Here is a 22308-nt window from a genome sequence, read left to right on the forward strand (position 1 = left end):
CCGGGGATGAAAAACTTTCTGATTTTTTGTGATTTGACGAGTTCGGTTCGCGACCCATTTCACGCCTCGGAGTTTAACAGGGTGCGGAGGTCTTAATACGCGAATTGCGTCCCTTCGCATCTTCTCTTCACATAGGAGCCTCGCTCGACCCGAATCCTCCAAGATGCGCAAGCGAAGTTTTGCTGCACGAGGCCCGAGCGTCGTGGACCCGCCCTCATCGCCGTCATCGGCTAGTGGTGAGGCGCCCGTTGAATCAGGGATTCTGACAGGCTCTCGTTGTGCGCACGCGCCGGGTTGTCTTTCGACGACCAGACCGGACGCGAAACCTGCGCTCGGATTCCATCGGGAGTCGAACAGTGCAGTTCGCGATTGATCGACGATCAATGTTTTCTAGTGATCTGATTGCGACTCTTCTCTCCTATGGAATCTACATGAATCGAACTCATTCCCGAACCGGCTTCACGCTGGTCGAACTGTTGGTGGTCATCGCGATCATTGGCATTCTGGTCGGACTCCTCCTGCCTGCCGTTCAAGCCGCCCGCGAAGCGGCACGCCGAATGAGCTGCAGCAACAATTTCAAGCAGGTCGGACTGGCTGTTCACAACTACCATTCGGCATTCAAACAGCTTCCGCAACACATGAGCGGGACGACGAACATCGCCAACTCTGGCACCCCGAATCCGATGGCAACCGCTGCCGGCGAAATCGCGACGGCGCACAACCGATTTGAGATCAGTTGGCTGGTCGGGCTGACTCCGTTTTTGGAACAGCAGGGACTTTGGGAAACGATCGCCAATCCTTATGACCCGGACAAGGACGGAGTCGCTCCGTTGATCCCCGGGATGGGGCCCGACCCGCGGCGGTCGCTCGGCCACCACGCCGCCGTCCCCTATAACCCCTGGATGACGGACATCCCCACGCTGCGTTGCCCCAGCGACCCGGGATATGGCTTGCCGTCCCAAGGACGTACCAACTACGCCGCCTGTCTGGGCGACGCAACGCATCACCAACACACCGGTCCCTGGAACGACAACAGATTCGGCACCGGGATCCCCAATCAGGGCTGGGCGGAGAATGCCAACGCCGCCTGTCGCGGAATGTTCGTCTCGCGCAAAGCGATGAAGTTTCGAGACACCCTGGACGGCTTGTCCAATACCATTTGCGCCGGCGAAATCACCACGGACTTGGGCGACGAAGACATTCGCACCCGCCCGGCCCACTCGCCGATGGGCACCGCCGGCAGCGTCACCGCGGACAATCAGATTTCCGGCGCCGGTGGCGTGACCTCGTGCCAGCCGGGCATCAGTGCGGCAAGGCCACGGTTCTGGGATCCGACCCTGGTCGACACGACCAACATGGGCGGGGCGCAAGACCGACGTGGATACAAGTGGGCCTACGGCCGACCGCTGTACAGTGCCATGTCGACGATCGCGCCACCCAACCGCGAACTGTGCATGCAGTGGAACCACCACAACGAAGGCGTGTTGCCTCCCAGCAGCCGTCACCAGGGCGGGTGCCACATCCTGATGGGTGACGGAGCGGTGATCTTCATCACCGATTCGATCGAATCGGGCAACCAGCAAAGCGCCATGGTGCGCCGCCAGGCCGGTTACCTTCCGGCGGGCTCCGCCAGCCCATTCGGGCTTTGGGGCGCCCTGGGAACCCGGGCATCGAACGAAGTCATCCAGGAACAATTGAACCAATAACCCTGTCGTCTTTTGTACGACACCGTCTTCGTCAAGCCATCGTTCCGTCAAGGGAACGATGGCTTGATGTTTTGACGGACTTGGCATGATGTGTCCTGGCTCTCTGGCGTCCGCCGAGAAGCTTCCTCGGTAAAGATGGCAAAACAGTCGGGCACGACCTCCCGTCGCGAAACGAGGACCTAAGTCCCGATCACGCGGATTTAAAGCGTGACCGGAAAATTCCCATTTTGGTGTTCTCGGCTACCCCTTCCGCCTGTGATGCCGGATATCATGTGACTGCACTTGTCTAACGCGACGTCGCCAAATCGTTTTGGCTGGCGACTCGCTAAACTTTTCTTGCTTGAGAAACGGCGAATGAATGCTCTCTTGAAACTGTGTCTCCTTGCAGTTTGCTTGCTTCCGCTGACCGTCGGTTGCGGATCAAGCTCCGGTCCAGGTGAAACCGTCGCCGACCAGGACGAACTCTCTTCGTACCTGGAAGAACACGGCGACGACACCGACCTGGAAGCAGATGAATGATCACGACGTGATCGGATCGGTTTCCCGATGACTCTCCGGAAAAACATTTGAGATTGAAGCAACTTCATCGAGTCATCTCATGCGCTGACTAGGTCACGATCGTGGCAACTTGGTTGAGCGCTCGCGCATGAACGTATCAATCGCATCCCGGTCGATTCGCCGGGGTGTCAAATGGCAATCTTCTCTGCTGCGAATATTGCTATTCATTTCATAGCGTTCCTTTTCTGGCTTGATGGTAATCTTATGAATCGTTCGAAAAATCTGCGCGCCGGCTTCACGCTGGTCGAACTTCTGGTGGTCATTGCGATCATCGGCATTCTGGTCGGGCTCCTCTTGCCGGCCGTCCAAGCTGCTCGTGAAGCGGCCAGACGAATGAGTTGTAGCAACAACTTCAAACAGATCGGGTTGGCAGTTCACAACTACCACTCGGCATTCAAACAGCTTCCCAAGCATATGAGTGGGACGACCAACGTTGTGAACTCCGGCACGCCCAACCCGATGGCACGCAACGCCGGCGAGATCGCGACGGCACACAACCGTTTCGAAATCAGCTGGCTGGTCGGCCTGACGCCGTACTTTGAACAGCAAGGCCTGTGGGAGCAGATTTCCAACCCCTACGATCCCGACAAAGACGGTGCAGCCCCGCTGATTCCCGCAATGGGTCCCGACCCGCGGCGGTCCCTTGGACATCAGAATACCGTGCCCTATGACCCTTGGATGACGGACCTCCCCATGCTTCGCTGTCCGAGCGATCCCGGCTTCGGTCTACCCTCGCAAGGTCGTACCAACTACGCCGCCTGCCTGGGCGACGCGACGCACCACCAGCACACCGGTCCGTGGAACGACAACATGTTCAACGGAAACGGCCCCAACAACGGTTGGGCGCAGAATGCCCAGGCAGCCTGTCGAGGAATGTTCGTCTCGCGCAAGGAAATGAAGTTTCGCGACACGCTGGACGGACTTTCCAATACGATTCTCGCCGGCGAGATCACCACCGACCTGGGCGACGAAGACAAGCGGACGCGTCCGGCCCGCTCGCCCCTTGGCCAGGGTGGAGGCGTGACCGGAAACAATGAGATCTCCGGTGCCGGAGGCGTGACCTCATGCCGTCCCTTCGTCAATGCGGCTCGCCCCCGGTTCTGGGACCCGACGCTGGTTGACACCAGTGGCATGGGCGGCGCTCAGGACCGGCGTGGGTTCAAGTGGGCCTATGGACGCCCGCTCTACTCCGCGATGTCGACCATCGCACCGCCCAACAGTGAACTGTGCATGCAGTGGAATCACCACAACGAAGGCGTGTTGCCACCGAGCAGTCGTCACCAAGGCGGATGCCACATTTTGATGGGAGACGGTGCGGTGATCTTCATCACCGATTCGATCGAAGCGGGCAACCAGGAAAGCGCGATGGTCCGCCGCCAAGCGGGATACCTTCGTCCGGGCTCGGCAAGTCCCTTCGGGCTGTGGGGAGCTTTGGGAACGCGCGCTTCCAGCGAAACCATCGAAGAACAACTCAACCAGTAAAACGGTTCGCCCAAATATTGGTTCGCCAATCTCGGTTGATCAAACGAACAGGCCACGGTTGCATGTCAGCCGTGGCCTGTTTTGGTTCCCCGTCCTGATCTTCCCCCTTTTCGCCCCTCACGACTCCACCGGCGGTTCACTTGACCGGAATGTAAACGTGCGTGATTCGCTCCTCGGGTGCCAATTCCGCCGGATCCCCTTCGTAAACCTCCCAGGCAGACAGTTTCCGATTGGGCTTCCGCTTCCCTGCCTGCAGGTGTTGGTACGCTGCAAACCAGGCATTTCCAAGAAACTCATAGCTACCGGTGTGTTTGACGTGCATCGCTTCGCACCCGGGCAGATCGGCCTGGTTTAACGTTGACGGCGTCTCCATCGTGTCCGACACGATCATTCCGCAGGTGTAGCTAACCCGTCCGGTCTTTAGACACAGATCGTGATACACCGAGGCCCACTGCCCACCGCAGGGCAGGGAAGCCTCCTGAAACACCTTCAGCGTCTGTGTCAGCGTTTGCGAAACGGAAACGCCGATATTCGGCAGAGTGGTCTTGGCTGCCAGCCCCACAACGCGTTGATGGGGCAGGTGTTCGATACCGACAACATCGGTTTCGGAATCAACCGATCCCGTTTCGATCAGTGCCTTGGCCATCCGCAGCCCGCGGTCGTAATCCATTCCGACCAATGATTCCATCATGGACTTCATCCAAAACAGAAACCATGGCAGCTTTCCGTTCATTTCCCACCGAACGTCCGTGGCCTGACCAGCATCGGCCGGCGTCAGTTGAAATCTTACCGACGACGTCGACTTCCAAGGCCGGGTAAAACACAGTTCGTCTTGAATGGAAGCCATCCCGGCGGCGTCTGGAGGATTCAGCTGTCGATGCGTCATCGATCCCGCTCCGACCACCGCTCCGTCCCAGCGATAACTGCCGCCGACCTGATCCGGTCGGTCGGAGAAGTTGACCTCCGCCTGCGGTTCCGCCAGCAGCCAAGGCGACCAATCGGGCCACGTCCCAAAATCGCTGAAGGTTCGATAGACGGTTTGCGGATCAGATTTGATTTGAATCGACCGCGAAACATTCATTGCAGGCATCGGACGTCATCCCAAGCAATACGATGGTTGGAGCGTTGAAAAGATCAACGACTGCGACGATCCCGAAGACAATGCGCCCGACCTCGTTATTGGCATGGTCCCAAAATCGCCGGCCGACGATTCTAACGCTAGTGACCGCTCACTCGCACGATTTACCGAGGGATGATTCGCATTTTTTGAACGGCCAGAGCGTTCCTTCGCCTCTGTCCGTCGCGTTCCGGGAAAGACCATCAGCGGAAATGCATTCTCGACGATCAGCCACCGTCTCGTCGCTGTGATTCGGCCGACCACTGCGTCTTCAAACGCTGGTAGAACTCTCGTGCCGCAGAGACGTCCTCGAGCACCTGGTCCGATTGGTCCGCTGTTCGCCGACTCCAATAATCCAATTCGGATTGCTCAGCCAACCGCTTCGCCTTGCCAACTTCGGCTTCAATTTCATCAAGCGTCCGAAGTTGCTTCTCGATCAGTTGCGGCACTTGGGTGACATTCCAATGGCGGAACCCTTCGCGGGTGACATAAACCGGGGTCGTATGCGCTTCGGAGCCGTCGTGGCCAGTCGCGTGGGCTGCGATCCAGAACCCGTGGCGGGAATCGACGGTCAATTCAACCGACAATTCGGTTTGCAGCGCGTCCTCCGAGGAAACTTCCGCGACCGTTTCACCCAGCTTGATCAAACGCAACCCACGCGGCGCCGACCACCCCGCCGCCCCGATCGCCTTGGCGCGAACTCGCAAAGGTCGATCGTCATCCACAAGGATTTCTTCGCCGGGCAACCGGCCGTCGACCTGAAACTCAAGCATCGGCCCGTTGGTGACGAACGTGTTGCCGCGTTTCAAGGCGGCGAACCACTGATCCGGCGTGAAGGAATCCCGATTTCCACAGTAAGCATACGTGCGCACGGCACCGATGGTCCCACCGTAGGGCGTATCGGCTCCGGCCGACGCCGTCATCTTGAATCCCAGGTTCAAAAAGTCATAGAACAGCTCCGTTCCCAGGGTGGCCTGCATGATGCTGTTGAAATCGACGATCCCGTGATGCGTCCACAATGCCATCTCGCGGTGAACGAAGCACGCCTGAGGGCCAACATGCGTGTGCCCGTAAAGTCCACCCTGACGGTGAATGTTGTCGGCCACCCAGTCATTGGAAAGGTAGCGATTGACATCGCGAACTCTGGACTGCAGGTTCAAGCCGATTGCATGCCCAAGAACCGACCGCGGATCCTCCTGGCCGGGGACCACCCAATGATCGCCGTCGTGGACGCGAAACGAACGGCCAAAGCCTCGTTGCGGGTAGTACGTCCGCATCACATCCCCCATCTCAAGCACGTTGGCAACATGAATATCGACCGCTGCCGTGTAATCGATCAACTTTCTCGCATCCTCACTGGTTTGCAGCCGGGCATGAACGTGGTCATCACCGGAGTACCAGCCGCGCGATGGCATCTCGATCCAACGTTTCGGCTGCAATCGGATCCGCGTCCAGCGTCCCTCGTCGACCGAGACGGTTTCTCGGAGGGGTTCAAATTCCAAGCCACGGATCACGGAAATGTCCCATTTCCCCGTCGGCAATGGCATCTCCAACGGCGGTTTGACGATCCAGTAGCGTCCACCGCGATCGCCCGGCAGGTAAAACGGGTAACCGCGACCGGTTGAACTCAGATGCGGAACGATGTCATTCAGCAACGGACGCAGGTCCAATGCTTCGGCCGGTTCCCACAGTTCGCCGCCGTCGTGGGCCTCGATCCGCATCAACACCGGAATCGACTCTCCTTCGTCATCCACCACGTCGACCGCCAACTGCCCCCGCGGTTCGGTTTCCAACTCCATCGCGATTGTTTGCAACGGCAGGTCGGCGCGAAAGTCGTGCAATGAGAGGTACGAAATGTGCCGACCTTCCGGCATGTTTTTCAGATCCAGCAGCAACCAGGTCACGCCCTCGGACGCAACATCGATTCGAAAGTGCTCTCCCTCTCGTTCGCTGGCCCAGTCCCACGTATGAATCGAAAACCTCATCGGCGAAGCCGGTTGGGTGTCGGCTGATTTGCCGGAGGGGGCAGCCCGCGTGCGCCGATCGACCCGCAGCAGGATCGTCTGGTGTTGCGCTCCGAAGCGGACAATTCCTATGTTAGAAGGTTGGTCCGCGCCCGCTTGAAATACCAGCGAGACGATCTGTTCATCGGGTAGGGTGCGCAGCAATTGCAGCAACGTTCTTTCGGCGCGCCAACGAAAGTATTCCGCCACACGAGCTTGTTCCCAGAACTGCAGTTTTCGCTCCGTGTTCGCCTGTCCCTCGCTGATACGACGCATCCATTCCAGTTGCTGGTTGGTCTGGTCCAGTCGCTCCATGGCGTCGGCCGGCAGGCGATTCCGAAAATGCGTGATCAGCCGTCGAGCAAATGGGACGGCTCCGTCCAAAGCGGGTTGAACTTCGGACAACTGCGCGGCGCTCGGCCATTCAGATTCGGTTTCATGGGCCAGCACGCTTCCGGACGCGATGCTGAACGCCAACCAACTTGCCGACAACAATCCGGGACGAAACAATCGGTTCGGGTTCAATGATCATCCTCCACGGATCAAACTAAACGACTTCGAAACCGTGCCGCTGCTCGCGCCGGAGCCACCGGTTCGCTTCCGGATCGTCGATCACGCTGCGGGACTCTGGATCCCAATGCACGTCGCGCCCCAACCGTTGGCCGATGTTTGCCAGATGGCAAAGATTCAGATGACGGACATGTGAGGCCGCATCAGAAATCGGCTGCTGGCGGCGGTGAACACATTCATAAAAATGACGTGTGTGGGACATCACCGGACGCCCTCCGCGCAAATCGGACGTCAATGCCTGTGAAAGGTCTTGTTGGCTCAAGTCTTCAATCGGCTTTCCAGTCAACTTGCCGCGATTGACAAAGTACCGGCCACCTTCACATTCGATCAGAATGCCGTTTTCGAACCCCAGATCGGGCGCACTGTCACGGATGATCAATTCGGCGCCGCCCTGCATCCGACAGCGGATGTCAAACGACGTGGCCGTGTTGTACCGGTCAGCCTGAGTCGGCTGTCCGTTTCGAAGGGGGACGGGATGTTCCGACCGCACAACTTCGATGCGAACCTTTCCTTTGGCGGCGGTCCCCAGTGCCCACATCGCGATGTCCACGTGATGAGCTCCCCAGTCGGTCAGTTTTCCGCCGGAGTATTCGTACCACCAGCGAAAGTTTCCGTGGCAGCGTTCGGGGATGTACTCGGTCATCGTGGCTTGGCCCAACCAGCGGTTCCAATCCAGCCCACTCGGAACCGGACGGCTGGCAAAGGGGCCTCCCGCCGGTCCGCCACCGATGGCGACCGTTACCTTGCGCACCGCTCCCAGTCGTCCGCTGCGAGCCAAAGCGACCGCGGTCTGAAAGTTCGGATCACTCCGCTGCTGCGTTCCCACCTGAAGGATGCGATCCGTGGCGGCCAGCGTCGATTCGATCACGCGGCCCTCGTCTACCGAAAACGTTAACGGCTTTTCGCAATACACATCTTTTCCTGCACGCAGTGCGTCGACCGTGATCTTGGCGTGCCAATGATCGGGGGTCGTCACAAAGACCACGTCAATCTCGTCTCGTTCCAGGACGTCTCGATAGTCGGGCCCCACCACCTCCGCATCGGGTGCCACAGCGCGATACGCTTCGGCCCGGGTCTGGTCGACGTCACAGATTGCGGCGATATGAAAGTGCGGTTCAAGTTGATGCTGGGCGTGAATGGTTGCCATGCCGCCACATCCGATCACCGCTGCCGTCAATCGATCGTTGACCGCTGGCGCCGCCCCCAAGTCCGATTGTGGCAGAGAGAACCAACCTCCGGCTGTCGCCGCCAACAGCGTGGTCTTGTGAAAGTCCCGTCGCGACGGGCCCCGCTGGGGCGAAGCGACGGGCCGCATCCGAGTCGTATCGGACATAGAAACCAACTCCTGTAACGATTTGAACCAGCTTGAAAAGCGTTCCGGCGGAACGCCGCCTGTCTGAGCGATTGAGTTATTCAATGGGCGTTTGGCGGAAGAACATCGCCGCCGCGGACGTTTGCTTGCTGACGGATCAAAGCGAAACGCCACTGCTGTCGATCGCTTTGAAATGACACCACGCCATCATCGCCCGGTGAGGCCACCGCGCCGCAGATCTCACCAACGGAATCGGTCGCTGCCAATTTCACCGGTCGATCTCCGCTCCAACCCGTCACGCGAGGGACGTGTAAGTGGATGTCGGCCCCGGGCGGTGCAAATAAGTTCCAGCGGTTTTCGGTGACGCGGAAAAGCGTGACCCGACCGTCAACACGAACTCCTTCGATCATTCGGCTTCCATCAGACTGAACTGTTAGGTAGCCCTGCTTGTGAATGACCGTTTCGTCAATCGATCCACGGCGCAGACGCGACTGTTCAATTCTTGGCCCCTTGACCCAAAAACCTTGGGGTGAAAGCACAACGATTTCACCATCCACATCGTAGGGGTAGGGCTGAGACGAAAAATTCACCACCACGGTGGTGCCATCGCTGAATTGCGTGCGTTGGACGGATCGGTCCGCTACCAGAAACTGATGATCGACCATGGCCTCAAATGCGAGCACCTCATGCAGCGGGCAGGTTTCGTGGAACGTTCGCAGCAACCGAAACTCTTGGTCGGGCAATTGGTATCCGGTCCCATTCATCCAAATCAACGGCGCGGTCCCGTACAGGATGTTGAACAGATCCTTGCGGTCGGCAAGCTCGGGTGACGCCTGATGCAGCAGGCCTGCGTTGTCCCCCCAATACCAGGTGGATCCGACGCAATCGTGATAGACCAATTGCCACAGCGGAATTCGGTGGGCGAATCCCATCCCAAACTTGAGGTAGTTCGGCGTCAGCTGGTCTTTGCTCGGCGCGTCCAAGTAACCCGCCGGCCAGGAAGACCACCAAAATGGCCCGCTCATCGATCCTTCGGTGTAGTCGACTTGATCTGCCACCCAGTCATTTCCGTGCTCCGCACCCACGACCAGTCCCCGCTGGTTCATCCGCTCAAACACGCCGCGGCGGAGCATGAGGTCGGTGCGACGGTCGGCGGGATGCTGTGGGTGATAGTCTTCCAGCAATTCCGCCGCAGCTGCGACGTCAACGAACCGAGAGTTCTGTCCGGTTTGCGACAAGTGCAGATCGACATAGGCGTTTTCGGCTGCCTGCCACCTGGTCGACGAACGCCAATACATTTGGGTCCCGTCACGATGCCTCCATCCCAGTTTTGCCGGGCCACCCGGACGGGGACGCAGGGCCGCGGCGTCGACATCATCCCGCTGAAAACCGGTCACTCCCGAAGTGAAATCGGTGTAGCTGTCATAACAACTGGTCAGGTACCCCTGCCGGTTCAGTCGAGCCACAACGGCCGGATCATCGCACGAGCCGATGATGCCGCGGCGAATTCCCAGCGGCCGCATTCGGTCGATGAAGGCCTCGGCATTCGGCCATCCCCACAGCGACGGTGCACCGGACAAGCGTTGCAGCTCAGGCTTTTTCGCCAGCTTGTCCGCAAACGTCACCAGTTTTCCCCGCCGCAGTAATTCCTGCCGATAACAACGCGCCAGCCCCACGTACCCGCCGGATTCAACGAATCTCAGCGAAACGGCGCGTTTGTATCCAAACTGATCCAACGAAGGCAGCCAATGGACTTCAGGCCAATGTCGGCCGTCGTCATCCGATCGAAAGGCAATCTCCGCATCGGCCGCCGTTTCCACCAGCAACATCATCGCGTCGCGACGCTGTTCATCGAACCAGCCAACCCAGGGGAGATCCAGACAGTGCGTATTGCCCCACACTCGTAACGGCCAGCCCGCATAGGTCGGATCCACTTGATCCAACAACACGCCGCAAGATCGGTCACAGAAGACAAACATCCCCTGGTCGGACGCGCACCGGAACCGGGGTGGGAACTCCGCGATCGTCTCCATCGGGCAGGAGGGATCATCGGCTTCGATTTCGAATCGGCACGTCGACTCCTGCACCGAGACAGCGATGGTGAAATCACCTTGCGAAAAAGAATCGTGGATCCGTAGTTTCAAACCGGTGTCGCCGTCTTTCTGCACCGATTTCATTGATAACCAAGACGAGATCGGATCACTGACCCACCGTCGCCCGGTCGCGTGATCTCTGATTTCGAAGAGCCTCTTTTTTGATTCAAATCGGCATTGCAGACGTTCCGATTCGATGGCGACCGGAGTCTCCGAAGTCGGTGCAAGCGAATCGGCAGCGACGGTCGCTTGCTCGATTCTCTCGCACCGGATGCCGTCGATGCTGACTTCGTGTCGTTGAGCTCCGAATGCGATTCGCAACCGGTCGACCGTCCCCGTCGCCGACAGGGGAATCCGATAGGAGTGCCAACGCCCGTCCGCATGAAAGGGGATCCGCCGGAAACGTTTCCATCCGCTATCCCCCACCTCATGCCAAAACAACACGTACTCTCCAAAGTCCGCTGCTACCGCGGTCTTCAAGCGGAAGTGCAGTATCACCGGACCGGAGACTTCGACGATCGGTGCTTCCACGGTGCCGATTCCGTCTCCCGTGACACGAATGCGAAGTGTTCCATCTTGCCAATCAAATTCGCAATGAGAGGTCTCCAGTGACTGACCGTGGAAGACGTCGCTGAGCGACGGATTCGGGGTGGCGACCAACTCGCTCGCCAACAACGCGGCAGCGATCAGGACCACCAGCGACATCGTTCCGCAACGCAGAATCCGTATCATCGAGCCGCCTCTAACTTCTGCCGATAGAATTCCACCGCTTGCCCGTATTCCTCCAACGCCTCGTCTGACAACACACCACGCAGTTCCCCCATCACCTTGCTAACGCGATTGACCAGATAGTCCACTTGCTCGCGTCGCGGGATAAGCGGTCGGTCCGGAATGTCCATGTATACCGGGTTGGTGTGGGCGAATCGCACACGTCCCGACGGGTGTTTCTCGAAACACCGAACGGCCACCCAATACGAATCTGGATCGTCGACCGACACGTCCAACCGAGTCAGATAACCGCCATCTTCAAGCGGAAGGTTTTGCGGGGAAACAGACTGCCGCACGATACCGTTGACAACAATTTCGATGCGTTCCAGTGGGCGGCGACTTTCGCATTGCCCCGTCACGGCAATCCTGGTCTGCCCGCCGGACTCCGTCGAGAATGTTTCTCCGGCGTGTCGCCCGTTGAATCGGACATCCAACATGGGACCGTTTGTCACGAAGCTTCGTCCGGCATCCAGCCCGCGGATCCACTTCTGATAGCTGAACTGACCCGGAACATGCACGTACACGCGGCTGAAACCAATTTGCACCGGGTGAACTCCGGAGGCGGTCCCCGCGGAGACACGCATCCGCAGCCCGCAATTCAACAAGGCGTAATAGGTTTGAAAGCCGTAGTCGATCCAACCGCTTTCGCTGAAGCCGTCCTCGTCTTTCTCCACATCCATGTATTCGGCGTCGGTCCCCGACGTCCAATCTTTGAAGCCGAAGCGTGTTTGCCAAACGTGGTTGTTTGAAAGTTCGAACAAATCCACCTCCATCACGGGCGCGATCATCAGCGACCAGGGCCAAGAATGCTTGTCAAGATCCAACAACGCATCCTGATCGCGTGCCAGACGTGCCACCGGACGGACCGGCGGTGCGGCAAGCTGCAGCGGCTGACGGTGATTGAGCACGAACACGGCCCCCAGTGTCTGTCGGCGTCCGGAAACCTGGGCAATCTCGTACTCCGTATTGACCGGGTAAATCACGTGGGTCGGATCGACTTGGATCAGCTTGTCGGGAACCGGGCGCGCCGCCCGGGGAGAATCAGGCGTTTGCCCAGCGCGGGTGACCCAATAGGTCAATGGAAAGGTGACGTTCAGATCCTCGGCCAGCATCGCGTTGGGCAATTCATCCAGCGAACGGTGCAAGTGCGTGTCACCGCTGTACCAGCCGCGTTCGGCCAGGTTTGCCCAGCGTCGAAGCCGAAATTGGCGGGTCACCGATTCCCCCCCAACCTCCAGGGTCTCCTCGACGGGCAAGTACTCCTTTCCCCGCTCAACACGAATCGTGTAACGTCCGGCAGGCAACGCAACGCTGAAGGGGTCGGCCGTCAATGTCGTGTGGACTTCACTGCTGCCGGCCATCCGCGGAGGCCGGCGGTCGTAGTGAATCGCGTCTCCCCCCACCGACTGCACCAACTTCCACGCGCCATTTGCATCGCGAAGGTGGATCCGCGAAGGAATCGGTTTGCCAGTCCGTTCGTCAAAGACCGCACCGACCAGTCGGACTTCCTCTTTTTCCGGGACGCGCCATCCGGATTGCTCGATCCGAAGCAGTTCCTGATAGATTTCGTCGCCGCTGTAAAACGACAACCAGCCACGCAAACGCTGCGTCTGCCCCGGACGGCAGTCGGGGAATTTCGGATCGGAATGCAAACACGGACAACGATCGTTTCCCCAAGCTCGATCGACCGGATCCCACGCGGTAATGACCCAGCGGTCTCCGTTCGCGTTGCGACACGCGGCGTAGGGCCCCCAATGGATCTTGTTCTCGTTCGTCTGCGCTGAAAACTGCTTCGCCGCTTTCAGCATCACACAGTTTTGGACACGCAGTCCGGTTAGCACCTGATCGGTCCCGTTGGTCAACCACATTTCCATGCGGACGCTTTGACGGGTTGGTTTGACCACCGTTCCGAAGGCGATGCCGTTGGGCAACGTCCGCGACATGGTCAAGGATCCATCTTGCTGCCGATCCCATTCGGTCCGATCCAAATGCTGCTCGCGTTGATCCCAGATCGTCGGGATGTGCGTGTGGGCCAGGTAGGTCAGTCCCAGGTTGGACCAAATCGCCTCGGGAACATCGACCACCACATAGGAATTGGGGTCCCAGGGCGTAAAAACGCTGACCTTCGTGTCGCGTTGCGGATTGATCGCCCCGTCCAAAAACCCGGTGCGGGGATGCCTTCCGCCTGGGTACGGAAGCACCAACAGATCCGCATCGGGACCTCGCTCCGGCCGGTTGTCGACACGTAGATCAAACTTCTTCAGCGCCGCCCGGATCGCTTTCGGCGTCAATCCGGTGGCCGCACGGATTTCGGCTTGCGAGTAGCGGTGGTGCCAAACCATGTTCTCAAGCCAACGCCGCAAGTCGGCTTGAGAACTTGCCGGCCGGGCGTTGGCCAGATCCGCTTGACAATTGAAGGTCAGCAGCACGTCGTTTCGAAAACCGATGTCCGCAGTTCCTTGACCGACATCGATCGCGCACAGCGCCGACCGAGTACCAACCTGATCGGTTCGAAAGCGGACAATCCGATACTCAAGTGGCGTCCCCGAAAGAACGCGAGGTAAAGATTCGTCATCAATGACTTCGATCTCAACCCAGCGGTCGCGCGCAAGCTCCCGATTCGGTTGACGCTGCTGGTCGCAGTGCAGTCGCAGGGGAGCCGTCACCCCGGCGAGATTCTGTACCCGAATCAGAAAGGTGCCCCAGCGACCACTGGGCAGGAGCGGATCCGCCGCGCCTTCATCCACTTTGACTCGTGATTCCGCGTTGATCGAAACGTGAATCAAACTGAAGCGGTCCAGCACCGTTTTCAGATCATCCGCATCGTCGGCGACCTGCTGCCGAATCTTGTCCGCGAGCGCCCCGTCGACGGAGTCCAGCGATTGCAACAGTTCGTCCAAGTGCTGACGATCGACGGTCACCGAAGCGTCCAGCGTGTGACAGCTCTCGTCAACGCAGTGGGGCATCGGCTGCGCGACCGCCAATCCGGCGATGCCAAATGCCAACAGTGTGGCGATCAATCGTGAAAAACTCATTCCAACCCACCTCACTGTGCGCACTCATCCAGAATCTGTTGAAACACGTCTCGAGCATGATCGTACGCTTGTCGGGCGTCTTGTTGTTCCTCGATTGCGTAGGTGGGCTGCTTTTCCTTCCAACATTGGTCGATGCACGCCAGAAACCATTCCGCGCTGGCCCGCGAGGCTCGAATCGGCTGGTCGTCAACCGTCAAAAAGAATGGATTCGTGTGGGCGTTTGGGAACACCCGCAGAGCGACCCAACTGCTCTGATCAATTTCTGCCTGCAACGTGACGTCTTGGAGCGTTCCGTCTGCCACGATGGTTTGAGTCGCACGCGGGTACCCGTTGACAATCAATTCCACCTCAACCGGATCTGCCGAAGCGGACCGGTGCTGATCAGGATCCAGCAGGACCGCGCACTTCGCGCGACAGTGAATCGTTGTTGGTCCGGCAGCGACGAGTTCGCTGCCTTGATCACCCACCGCCAGGAAGTCCGTTTCGGCATCGGTGCGTGCTTGAAAGTCCAGCAGATGAGCCTTGCCGTCGCTGACGTAGCTTCGACCGTCCTGGATACCTTGCACCCAGTCTTCGAAATTCAGTTGGCCGGGAACGTTGACGTACACCCTTCCGATGCCGACCCGTTCGCCGCTCATGCAAGGAAAATCTGTCTCACCGCTCGCCCGAACTCGGAAACCACAATTCAAGGTGTGGTACCACATGTTCCATTCGTCGTGCCGCGGCGTATCCATCGTGGAGATGAAATCGATCGCTGGAACCGGAATTCCATCAGGTCCGGGAACTTCGTGCGTAATATCGACCACATACTCGCACGCACCGATTCCATCGAAACCCGGAATGTTGAAGTGCGGCAAGCCGTTCGGTCCGTCATCCTGTCCCGGCAACCGGCCGACGTAGTTTGTCAATCCGTTTGCCGAATGAGCGGGTCCACAGATCGCTCCCTGGCCCTTCGCCCAACGCAACGTGTTCAACCCCAGCGTCGGCCAGTGATGCTTGGAGTCGCCCCCCGGGTAAATCTGTTCTTTCAACCGCAACAGATTCAAGTGTCCCGACGCATGGGATCCGAAACCGGAAACCTCCACGTCGTATCGAATCAGATACGGGTATTGCGATACGTCATCGACCGCGCCGGTAAAAAACTGTTTCTGGTAGTCAAAGCAAGGCCCCCAGGTCAGACAACATCCGACATTCAAATCTTCGCCCATCGTCTGTCGCAGCATATGCTCCGGCAACACGCCTTCGGTCGGATTCACGTAGTGCAGGCATCCGGCCGCATGGATGTGATGATCCCCCGACCACCATCCGTCTTCGGTCGGATCGCACCAGCGTTGGATCTGAAATTCGACGGCCTGCGGCGATTCATGGACCACCACTTGCTTGGTGACCGGAAGACTGTGTGGACCTCGCCAGCAGCGGACTAGGTATTCGCCCGGAGGGAGGTGAACGATTTCTCCATCCCGCCGGTAGATCTGCGGGTGAAAGAACAGATCGGGCGCCAGTCGTTTGGTTTGCTCGGGATAGGAGCGTCCCCTCATGTCCCTGATTTCAAACGCGGCGACCACCGGACGGTCCGGTTGATCGCGAATCCGCAAAGTCACCGGAATCGATGGCTTGGCGTCGAATGTCAGATCAACGCTGGAGAAGTTTTCTCCCTGGCGACGCGAATGCAATAAGTCGATCCAGTCAATCCGCATGGCAGAGGGTTTGACGTTGGGATCGATACGGATGCCGGCGAGCACGCCCTGAACGGGAATCGAGACTTCGTACTGATGGCTTCCCCCGGGGATGATCGGCACGTTGATTTTGCGTTGCCCATCCGGTTCGGGGCGCCCCTCCGTCCACCAAAACACCTCGATGATTCCGCCCTCATCGGTCGCGGCGCGAAACCGCAGCAGAAGTTCGCCCGAGACGCCGCCGACGTCGGCCCCGATGAACGGGTCGTTACCGGTGCTTTTGATTTGCAACGCACCTTCGGAAGCCTCCATTTGCACTTGATTCATTGCCCGCCAACCGTCGGTCCCTTCATCGAAACGCCATTCGCGAATGACGCGTCCCGGTTTTCCGTCTTTCAAGTCGACGTGAAAATCCAACGTCGCCTGTTGCTCACCCGCGTCGCGGCTGTAGATCTGAATGATCCGGTACTCCAATCCCAAACCGGACAAATTGGGTTGTAGCGGTCGACCATCGAACATGGTCATTGCCATCCACCGGGAGTCGACATCTTCTTGTTTGGCGTGAGGCAGCGGACGTGCGTTGGGGCTTTCGACTGTCAGGCGGGAACGCAGCCCGGCCCCGTTGCAGACCTTGACCAGGTGATGCCGCCAGCCCTGCTGGATCAATTCCGGTCGCCTCGCAACTGCGGTGGTCTCCAAACGTCCTTCGCCAATGCGGACGGCTGCGACGCACAATGGATCCAGAATCGCCTGAATCTCTGCCGTCACCTTTTTGTCGTCCGGCTCCCGGCGAAGCATCCGCAGCTTTTCGACATCGCCGGGCGGTAGCGGACTGCCAATGTATTCCAAGGCTTCCTCCAATCGCTGAGTCTGAAGCAGCAATGGCTGCGCAGCGACGCGGTCAACGGTCGGCCAGTTCGACTCAGCGCCGGGGCAAGGCATGGGAAGGACACAACCGACCGCCAACACCAGCAGTCCGGTCCACATGGGTTTGATCATCTCACTTGTTCTCATCGGAGGATGTCGCTTGTTGAATCATGGTTTCAAACCGGTCGATGCCACTCCGGACATAATCAATGGCCTCCGCCCGCTGCCGCTGATTCGCAAACCGACCCTTGGTTTTGATGTCCAGAATGTGTTGACGCATCCGATCCGTCCACAGTCGTGCGGCGTCCGGGTTGAATCGGGGGCGATCGTCAATGTTCACGTAGACGGCACTTGTGTGGGCCGCATCACGCACCCAAATCGGATTGTGATGTTGCCCCTCGGGGGCCACGACAGACTCGGGGAAACAGCGTGCGACGATCCAGCGGCTTTCCTGTGCCGTTATCTCGAATTCCAGGACCGCGTGCGATTCTTCGGTCGTCGTTTCTCGCAGCACTTGTTTGTTGCTGATGACTTGCAGTCGACCGATCGGATCTCGCGACATCACCTCGCAACGCACACTCAGGCGATCCGAAGCGGCGACCGTTAGTGTGTCGCCGATGCCGGCCTGATTGACAGACAGAAAGATCAATGGCCCCGAGGTCGTGAACGTTCGACACTGTCGAATCCCGTCGATCCACTTGGAATAGCTGAACGGCGGTTCGATCTTGACATAGGCGCGAGCACTTCCGACCAATCGTGCCGGATGATCACTCCCGTTGGTCAGCGGCAGGTGGAAGCCGCATTCCAAGAAGTTGTAATACTCCTCCGGCCGAATCTGATCCAGCGAATCGGTCAGCTGATGCACCACGTTGACGGGGACATCCTTATTGCCTCCCAATCCATGAGCTTCACAGCTGATCCCACCTTGCTCTCGACAGGCCAGGATCGCGTTCTTGTTGATCGGGTAGTCCAGAGTGTCCTCGCCGGCAATCATTCGCCCAGTCCCGATCGGCATGACCAGCCACTTGAGATTCAAAAAACACAGGTGCCCGTAAAGATTCTCGTTGCGGTATTCTTCGCCCATCTGCAGGTGATACTGGTCATCGCAAAATGCTTGCACCGGTCCCATCGGCGCCTGGGACGGATTGACGAAGGCTTGATTCTCCGTGCGGTGCAGAAGGGTCAGATTATTGACAACACGAACGTCTTCGGCTCGTTGGATGACGGACAACCATTCCAGCGGCAAATCCACGTTCCAGGCGTTGGTCACCCAATGGACATGTGTGTCGCCGGAAACCCAGCCTCGGTCGGCCATGTCCACCAGCCGCTTTGCGTGCAGCACCACTTCACGCACTTCACCGGGCTTCAGATCTAGCGTTCGGCGGTCTCGGTGGTGCTCGAAACCGCCTTCAAAACAGACGCTCGTCCGACCGGGCGGAACGGACACCTCGAAGGCGCCATCGCTGTAGAAAAAGGGTACTCGGTAATTCCGTCCCATCGGCATGAATTGCAACAACTGCTTTTCACTCATTGCCTGAACCGCGGCAAAACGACCTCCATGCCGATACTGACCGTCGCTGCCTTCCACGTAGACTCGGCCAGAACACGGGTCACCCGACAGCGCATCGACCAACGTACCCCGCAGCGTTGCCGGCTGGACAACACGGATTGGGATTGAGACCTCCCGCCAGTCGTCCGGTGAACTTTGATCACAAACAGAAACGTCACAACGTGTCGATTCAGCAGTCACGTTCCAAATCCGCACCGGAATCAATTGAGTCCGGCCGGGATGCACGGTGAAGGGAACGCTTTCGGACTCGGCGAACTTCGCAGCCAATTCCAACGCGCGTTCGGTTTGATTGGCCACCGACAATAAGACGACACGTGCGATCCCGTCCGCCAATTCCAACCGTTCCGGACGGTCGCATTCCATCGATGCACCGCTCCAACGGACGGGGATAACGGTGTGCTGCCGTGCCAGGTCATCGACCATCTGCTTTCGCATCGCCGTCAACCGCTGCTCTTCCAACGCGTGCGGCGAATCGTTCGCCCGCAGGTGCTCCGCATAGGCCAGATCGACCTGAGCCGTTTGCAGAGGGCTGGGAGCGGTGCGTGCCAATTGGGTCAGCAGTTCAAACTGCGCCAGCGCGAACTGGCGTTCTTGCTCCGACGGCTTGGGTATCGTCACTTCCTTCGGCACGTAGTGATCTTCGTGAGCCGATGCCTCTCGATCGACTATCGAACCGACCGAAGCCAACAACACCGCGACCACACGGGGGCCAAACATCGCGCGGACGACGCCGCTCACCTTGCTGCTGGTGCAGCAACGAACCTGCAAGTCGCCGGCACTGCGGGACGGCAGGCATCCAACCAGCAATCGAAATCTCGCCATCACTGATCCCCGCTTCGACGTTTCCAAAAGTCGATCGCCGAGTCCTGCGCTGCGAGAACCTCCTCCTTTTCGTCGCCGGACAATTCCTGCGTCAATTGCTCTCGGCGTTCCCGAGCCCAACGGAGGAAGAAGGCCACGGCCGTCGGATCGACCGACTGTTGGCCAGATGCGTCGACCAGATAGAACGGAGCCGTTGATGCGAATCGAAATGTCTGATCGTTGGTCGTGATCGCCCGCAATAGAACCCATCCCGGCTGATCCGATGGCAACGTCACATCAAATGCCTGGTCGCGGTGATTCGCAACCGGAATCTCTTTGACCACGCTCCCGTTGCGAATCACCTGCAATTGTCGGATCGGTTCGCGGCTGTGCAAACGACCCTGGATTCGAAGTTCCCCGGAAGCGGCCAACACACTCCCGGCGCGTTGTCCGTTGACGGTTGCCAGCAGCAGCGGCCCGTTGGTGACGAACACGCGACCCGCCCGCAGCCCTTCCCACCACTTCCAATAGTCCATGCCATCGTCCAAATGAACGTAGCAACGGTTGTAGCCCACGGGGTTGGGCAGCACACCGGATGCACTTCCGGCCGACGGAGGGATCCGAAAACCCGCGTTGAGCACTTGGTAGTAGAGGTGCTGCGTCCACAGCCCGTTGCCGTGGGGCGCAGGCCATTGCTTGACGTCTCGCGGTCGGCCCCAAGCCTCGTTGTCCAAAACGCCCTCGCGCCACAGATGGTTGTGGGCTATCCCGATCGAATCTACCTGGCCGCTGGCAAGCCACAGCGGAACATCACGCCAAAACGGTTTTTCCACATCGACGTGACAGCCCGGATTGAGCCGCTTGGCCTGTCGAAGGTAGCGAACCGAAGCCGGGTACTCGCGACTGGCCCCCGTGATATCGATCGGACGATGAAGGTGGAAGAAGAGCAGGGCACCGCCTCCACGTTCGTCTTCACCGGCAAGCAACTCGTAGAATCGGCCGTCTTCGGTGTGCCGCAAATCATTCTCCGGCAACGAACCGGGACTCCAAATGTTGGTGGCGTTCCACCAGGTGATGAAGGGACCGACGTACAAATCGCTGGCACCAAGCAACCACGGCGCCTGATCGTAAGGCCGGTGAATGTGCAAGTCACCGCCATACCAACCCTGTTCGGCCAGATCGACGATCCGGGCCAGTCGCACACTCAGCCGCCGCGGCTCTCCTGAGCTTCCCGGCGAAACGTCCCACGCTCCCTCCACTGACTCATATTCCGGACCGCGTTCGATCGCGTACCGATATCGGCCGGCCGGCAGCGTGATCGACAACCGCCCCGAACAGGCGAAGTGATCTTTCCAAAACGGCACTCCCTCCGGTTGAACTGGCTGCCCTGCGCTGTCTTCCAGAAACACCATGCAGGCCGTCGGCTGCCCCCGCTGATCATCAATCTGAATCTCGCAGGGCAACATCGTCTTCGAATCGGCTTGCTCAGGATCCGCTCCAACGACGCAACCCGCCCACCATCCGGCAAGCATCAGCGCGTAGCACCACGACGTTCGCAACGCATGAAACGACCACGCGTGACGCAAATGGTTCCTGCCTGACGCATAGCCGGCTGAAAAACGTTCATTCAACTGCATCGGTCGGGCCTTCGGGAGCGTGGCGAAAAGGAACCAGCTCGGGATACGCCGTCCAAGGCTGCCAAGCCTGGACCATCGGCTGGTAAATCTGGGGTCGACGCTGGTGATGCATCCGATGGTTCAGTCGCTGCTGACGCAACTCCTTCAAATCCAAGTCCGAGACCAGCAAGGCCTCCGACCCAGGTTCGGGAGCGGACTTGTCCAATCTCCAACCCGGATAAGAACAGATTGCCGATCCGCATCCCACCGATTGATTGGAGGCCACTACATGCGTGCAGGTCACAAAGCTGGCCGCCTGGATCAGATGCGGTTCCACCATACCACCCCGCGAATTGACCCACACAAGGATTTCCGCCCCTCGAAGCGATGGCATTTGAAAACTTTCAAAGAAGTAGCCGTCGTAGCAGGTGAGCAGACCGATGCGACCAAAATCTAAATCGATCACGCCATTTTCTTCGCCCAGCACCATCGTGTTCTCACCTCGCTCACCCGGGTCGGCCGGCCAACAGTAGGGCGACTGGGAACCGATCGCCGCGTGCATTTTCCTGTGCTTCCCGGCGACGTTTCCTTCCCGGTCAATGACCAGCACGGTGTTGGCGTAGGTCCCCGGCTCAGGCGACTGCTCGATCGCCGTTCCTTGAAGATACTCCCAGCCCCCGACGATGACGCTCAGATCGCGGCGTTTAGCTTCGTCGCACAATTTGTCGGTTTTCTCATCGGGCAGGTGAAACGGCCCCAACAGGTACTCGGGAAACACAATCAAATCTGCCTGGGCCTCGGCCGCTTGATCTATCCACGGCAACAACGCGTCGACGGTGTCCTTCCCGTCCCGAAGAAATTCCGGCGAGATCTTCATCTGGGCAACCGCCACGCGAACGCTGTCGGCCGAACGGGCAAGCGGCGGAACCGGACGTGGCAACCGTTGCGTTGACGGCTGGGCGGATAGGGGCGTTGCCAGACAGACGAGCCCACAAGCCAGCACGCATGCTCGTCCCCAATCGAAGCAACCACGCTTCGGTTCCCCCCGATCTCCGTGCCACGACAAACTGACCGTCCGCAACAAACTGATGGTTCGCATCTGACCCACTGTCCTCTCAACCGTACCGCCGCGAA

At 58.9% G+C, this 22308-nt stretch carries 12 protein-coding genes; 3 read left to right on the forward strand and 9 right to left on the reverse strand.

Annotation, left to right across the window (positions count from 1 at the left end):
* The first annotated feature begins 431 nt into the window (after positions 1–431).
* The 3 genes from FYK55_RS26640 to FYK55_RS26645 all read left to right on the forward strand — a co-directional run bounded on the left by FYK55_RS26640 (position 432) and on the right by FYK55_RS26645 (position 3746).
* Positions 432–1706, forward strand: coding sequence for a DUF1559 domain-containing protein (locus FYK55_RS26640; RefSeq protein WP_150079686.1), 1275 nt, complete (start codon positions 432–434; stop codon positions 1704–1706).
* A gap of 354 nt (positions 1707–2060) precedes the next feature.
* Positions 2061–2225, forward strand: coding sequence for a hypothetical protein (locus tag FYK55_RS29295; RefSeq protein WP_161604772.1), 165 nt, complete (start codon positions 2061–2063; stop codon positions 2223–2225).
* A gap of 243 nt (positions 2226–2468) precedes the next feature.
* Positions 2469–3746 carry a DUF1559 domain-containing protein gene (locus FYK55_RS26645; protein WP_150079687.1) on the forward strand — a complete coding sequence of 426 codons (1278 nt, stop codon included), beginning with the start codon at positions 2469–2471 and terminating at the stop codon, positions 3744–3746.
* A 136-nt stretch (positions 3747–3882) separates the two neighbouring features.
* On the opposite strand, the gene FYK55_RS26650 is transcribed toward FYK55_RS26645, so the two are convergent.
* From FYK55_RS26650 to FYK55_RS26690, 9 genes are all read right to left on the reverse strand, one after another.
* Positions 3883–4827, reverse strand: coding sequence for an SRPBCC family protein (locus FYK55_RS26650; RefSeq protein ID WP_161604773.1), 945 nt, complete (start codon positions 4825–4827; stop codon positions 3883–3885).
* Positions 4828–5090: 263 nt separating this feature from the next.
* Entirely contained in the window at positions 5091–7391 is a 2301-nt protein-coding gene (locus FYK55_RS26655) for a CehA/McbA family metallohydrolase (protein ID WP_150079689.1), read from the reverse strand.
* Positions 7392–7413: 22 nt separating this feature from the next.
* A complete protein-coding gene (locus tag FYK55_RS26660) occupies positions 7414–8769 on the reverse strand; it encodes a Gfo/Idh/MocA family protein (protein ID WP_201743821.1) in 1356 nt (451 codons plus the stop codon).
* Between the two features lie 80 nt (positions 8770–8849).
* Positions 8850–11573, reverse strand: coding sequence for a glycoside hydrolase (locus FYK55_RS26665; RefSeq protein WP_150079690.1), 2724 nt, complete (start codon positions 11571–11573; stop codon positions 8850–8852).
* On the reverse strand, positions 11570–14644 hold the full coding sequence (locus FYK55_RS26670; RefSeq protein ID WP_150079691.1) for a CehA/McbA family metallohydrolase: 3075 nt from the start codon (positions 14642–14644) through the stop codon (positions 11570–11572). Before FYK55_RS26670 ends, FYK55_RS26665 begins: the two co-directional genes overlap by 4 nt.
* A gap of 11 nt (positions 14645–14655) precedes the next feature.
* Positions 14656–17319, reverse strand: coding sequence for a CehA/McbA family metallohydrolase (locus tag FYK55_RS26675; protein ID WP_150079692.1), 2664 nt, complete (start codon positions 17317–17319; stop codon positions 14656–14658).
* Position 17320: 1 nt separating this feature from the next.
* Positions 17321–19579, reverse strand: a complete 2259-nt coding sequence (locus FYK55_RS26680) for a CehA/McbA family metallohydrolase (RefSeq protein ID WP_150079693.1) — start codon at positions 19577–19579, stop codon at positions 17321–17323.
* Positions 19579–21189, reverse strand: a complete 1611-nt coding sequence (locus FYK55_RS26685) for a CehA/McbA family metallohydrolase (protein ID WP_161604774.1) — start codon at positions 21187–21189, stop codon at positions 19579–19581. The genes FYK55_RS26680 and FYK55_RS26685 overlap by 1 nt, the downstream gene beginning before the upstream one ends.
* The gene (locus FYK55_RS26690; protein ID WP_161604775.1) at positions 21182–22273 is read right to left on the reverse strand and encodes a carbon-nitrogen hydrolase family protein; all 1092 of its coding nucleotides are present in this window, start codon (positions 22271–22273) and stop codon (positions 21182–21184) included. The genes FYK55_RS26685 and FYK55_RS26690 overlap by 8 nt, the downstream gene beginning before the upstream one ends.
* Positions 22274–22308: the final 35 nt, after the last annotated feature.

The sequence above is a fragment of the Roseiconus nitratireducens genome (assembly GCF_008629675.1).
Classification (GTDB): Bacteria; Planctomycetota; Planctomycetia; order Pirellulales; family Pirellulaceae; genus Stieleria; species Stieleria nitratireducens.

What these genes read in the sequence shown, in the direction of transcription:
- FYK55_RS26640 (WP_150079686.1), top strand. Translation starts at nt 432, where the DNA reads ATGAATCGAACTCATTCCCGAACCGGCTTCACGCTGGTCGAACTGTTG.
- FYK55_RS29295 (WP_161604772.1), top strand. Translation starts at nt 2,061, where the DNA reads ATGAATGCTCTCTTGAAACTGTGTCTCCTTGCAGTTTGCTTGCTTCCG.
- FYK55_RS26645 (WP_150079687.1), top strand. Translation starts at nt 2,469, where the DNA reads ATGAATCGTTCGAAAAATCTGCGCGCCGGCTTCACGCTGGTCGAACTT.
- FYK55_RS26650 (WP_161604773.1), bottom strand. Translation starts at nt 4,827, where the DNA reads ATGAATGTTTCGCGGTCGATTCAAATCAAATCTGATCCGCAAACCGTC.
- FYK55_RS26660 (WP_201743821.1), bottom strand. Translation starts at nt 8,769, where the DNA reads ATGTCCGATACGACTCGGATGCGGCCCGTCGCTTCGCCCCAGCGGGGC.
- FYK55_RS26665 (WP_150079690.1), bottom strand. Translation starts at nt 11,573, where the DNA reads ATGATACGGATTCTGCGTTGCGGAACGATGTCGCTGGTGGTCCTGATC.
- FYK55_RS26670 (WP_150079691.1), bottom strand. Translation starts at nt 14,644, where the DNA reads ATGAGTTTTTCACGATTGATCGCCACACTGTTGGCATTTGGCATCGCC.
- FYK55_RS26675 (WP_150079692.1), bottom strand. Translation starts at nt 17,319, where the DNA reads ATGATCAAACCCATGTGGACCGGACTGCTGGTGTTGGCGGTCGGTTGT.
- FYK55_RS26680 (WP_150079693.1), bottom strand. Translation starts at nt 19,579, where the DNA reads ATGGCGAGATTTCGATTGCTGGTTGGATGCCTGCCGTCCCGCAGTGCC.
- FYK55_RS26690 (WP_161604775.1), bottom strand. Translation starts at nt 22,273, where the DNA reads ATGCGAACCATCAGTTTGTTGCGGACGGTCAGTTTGTCGTGGCACGGA.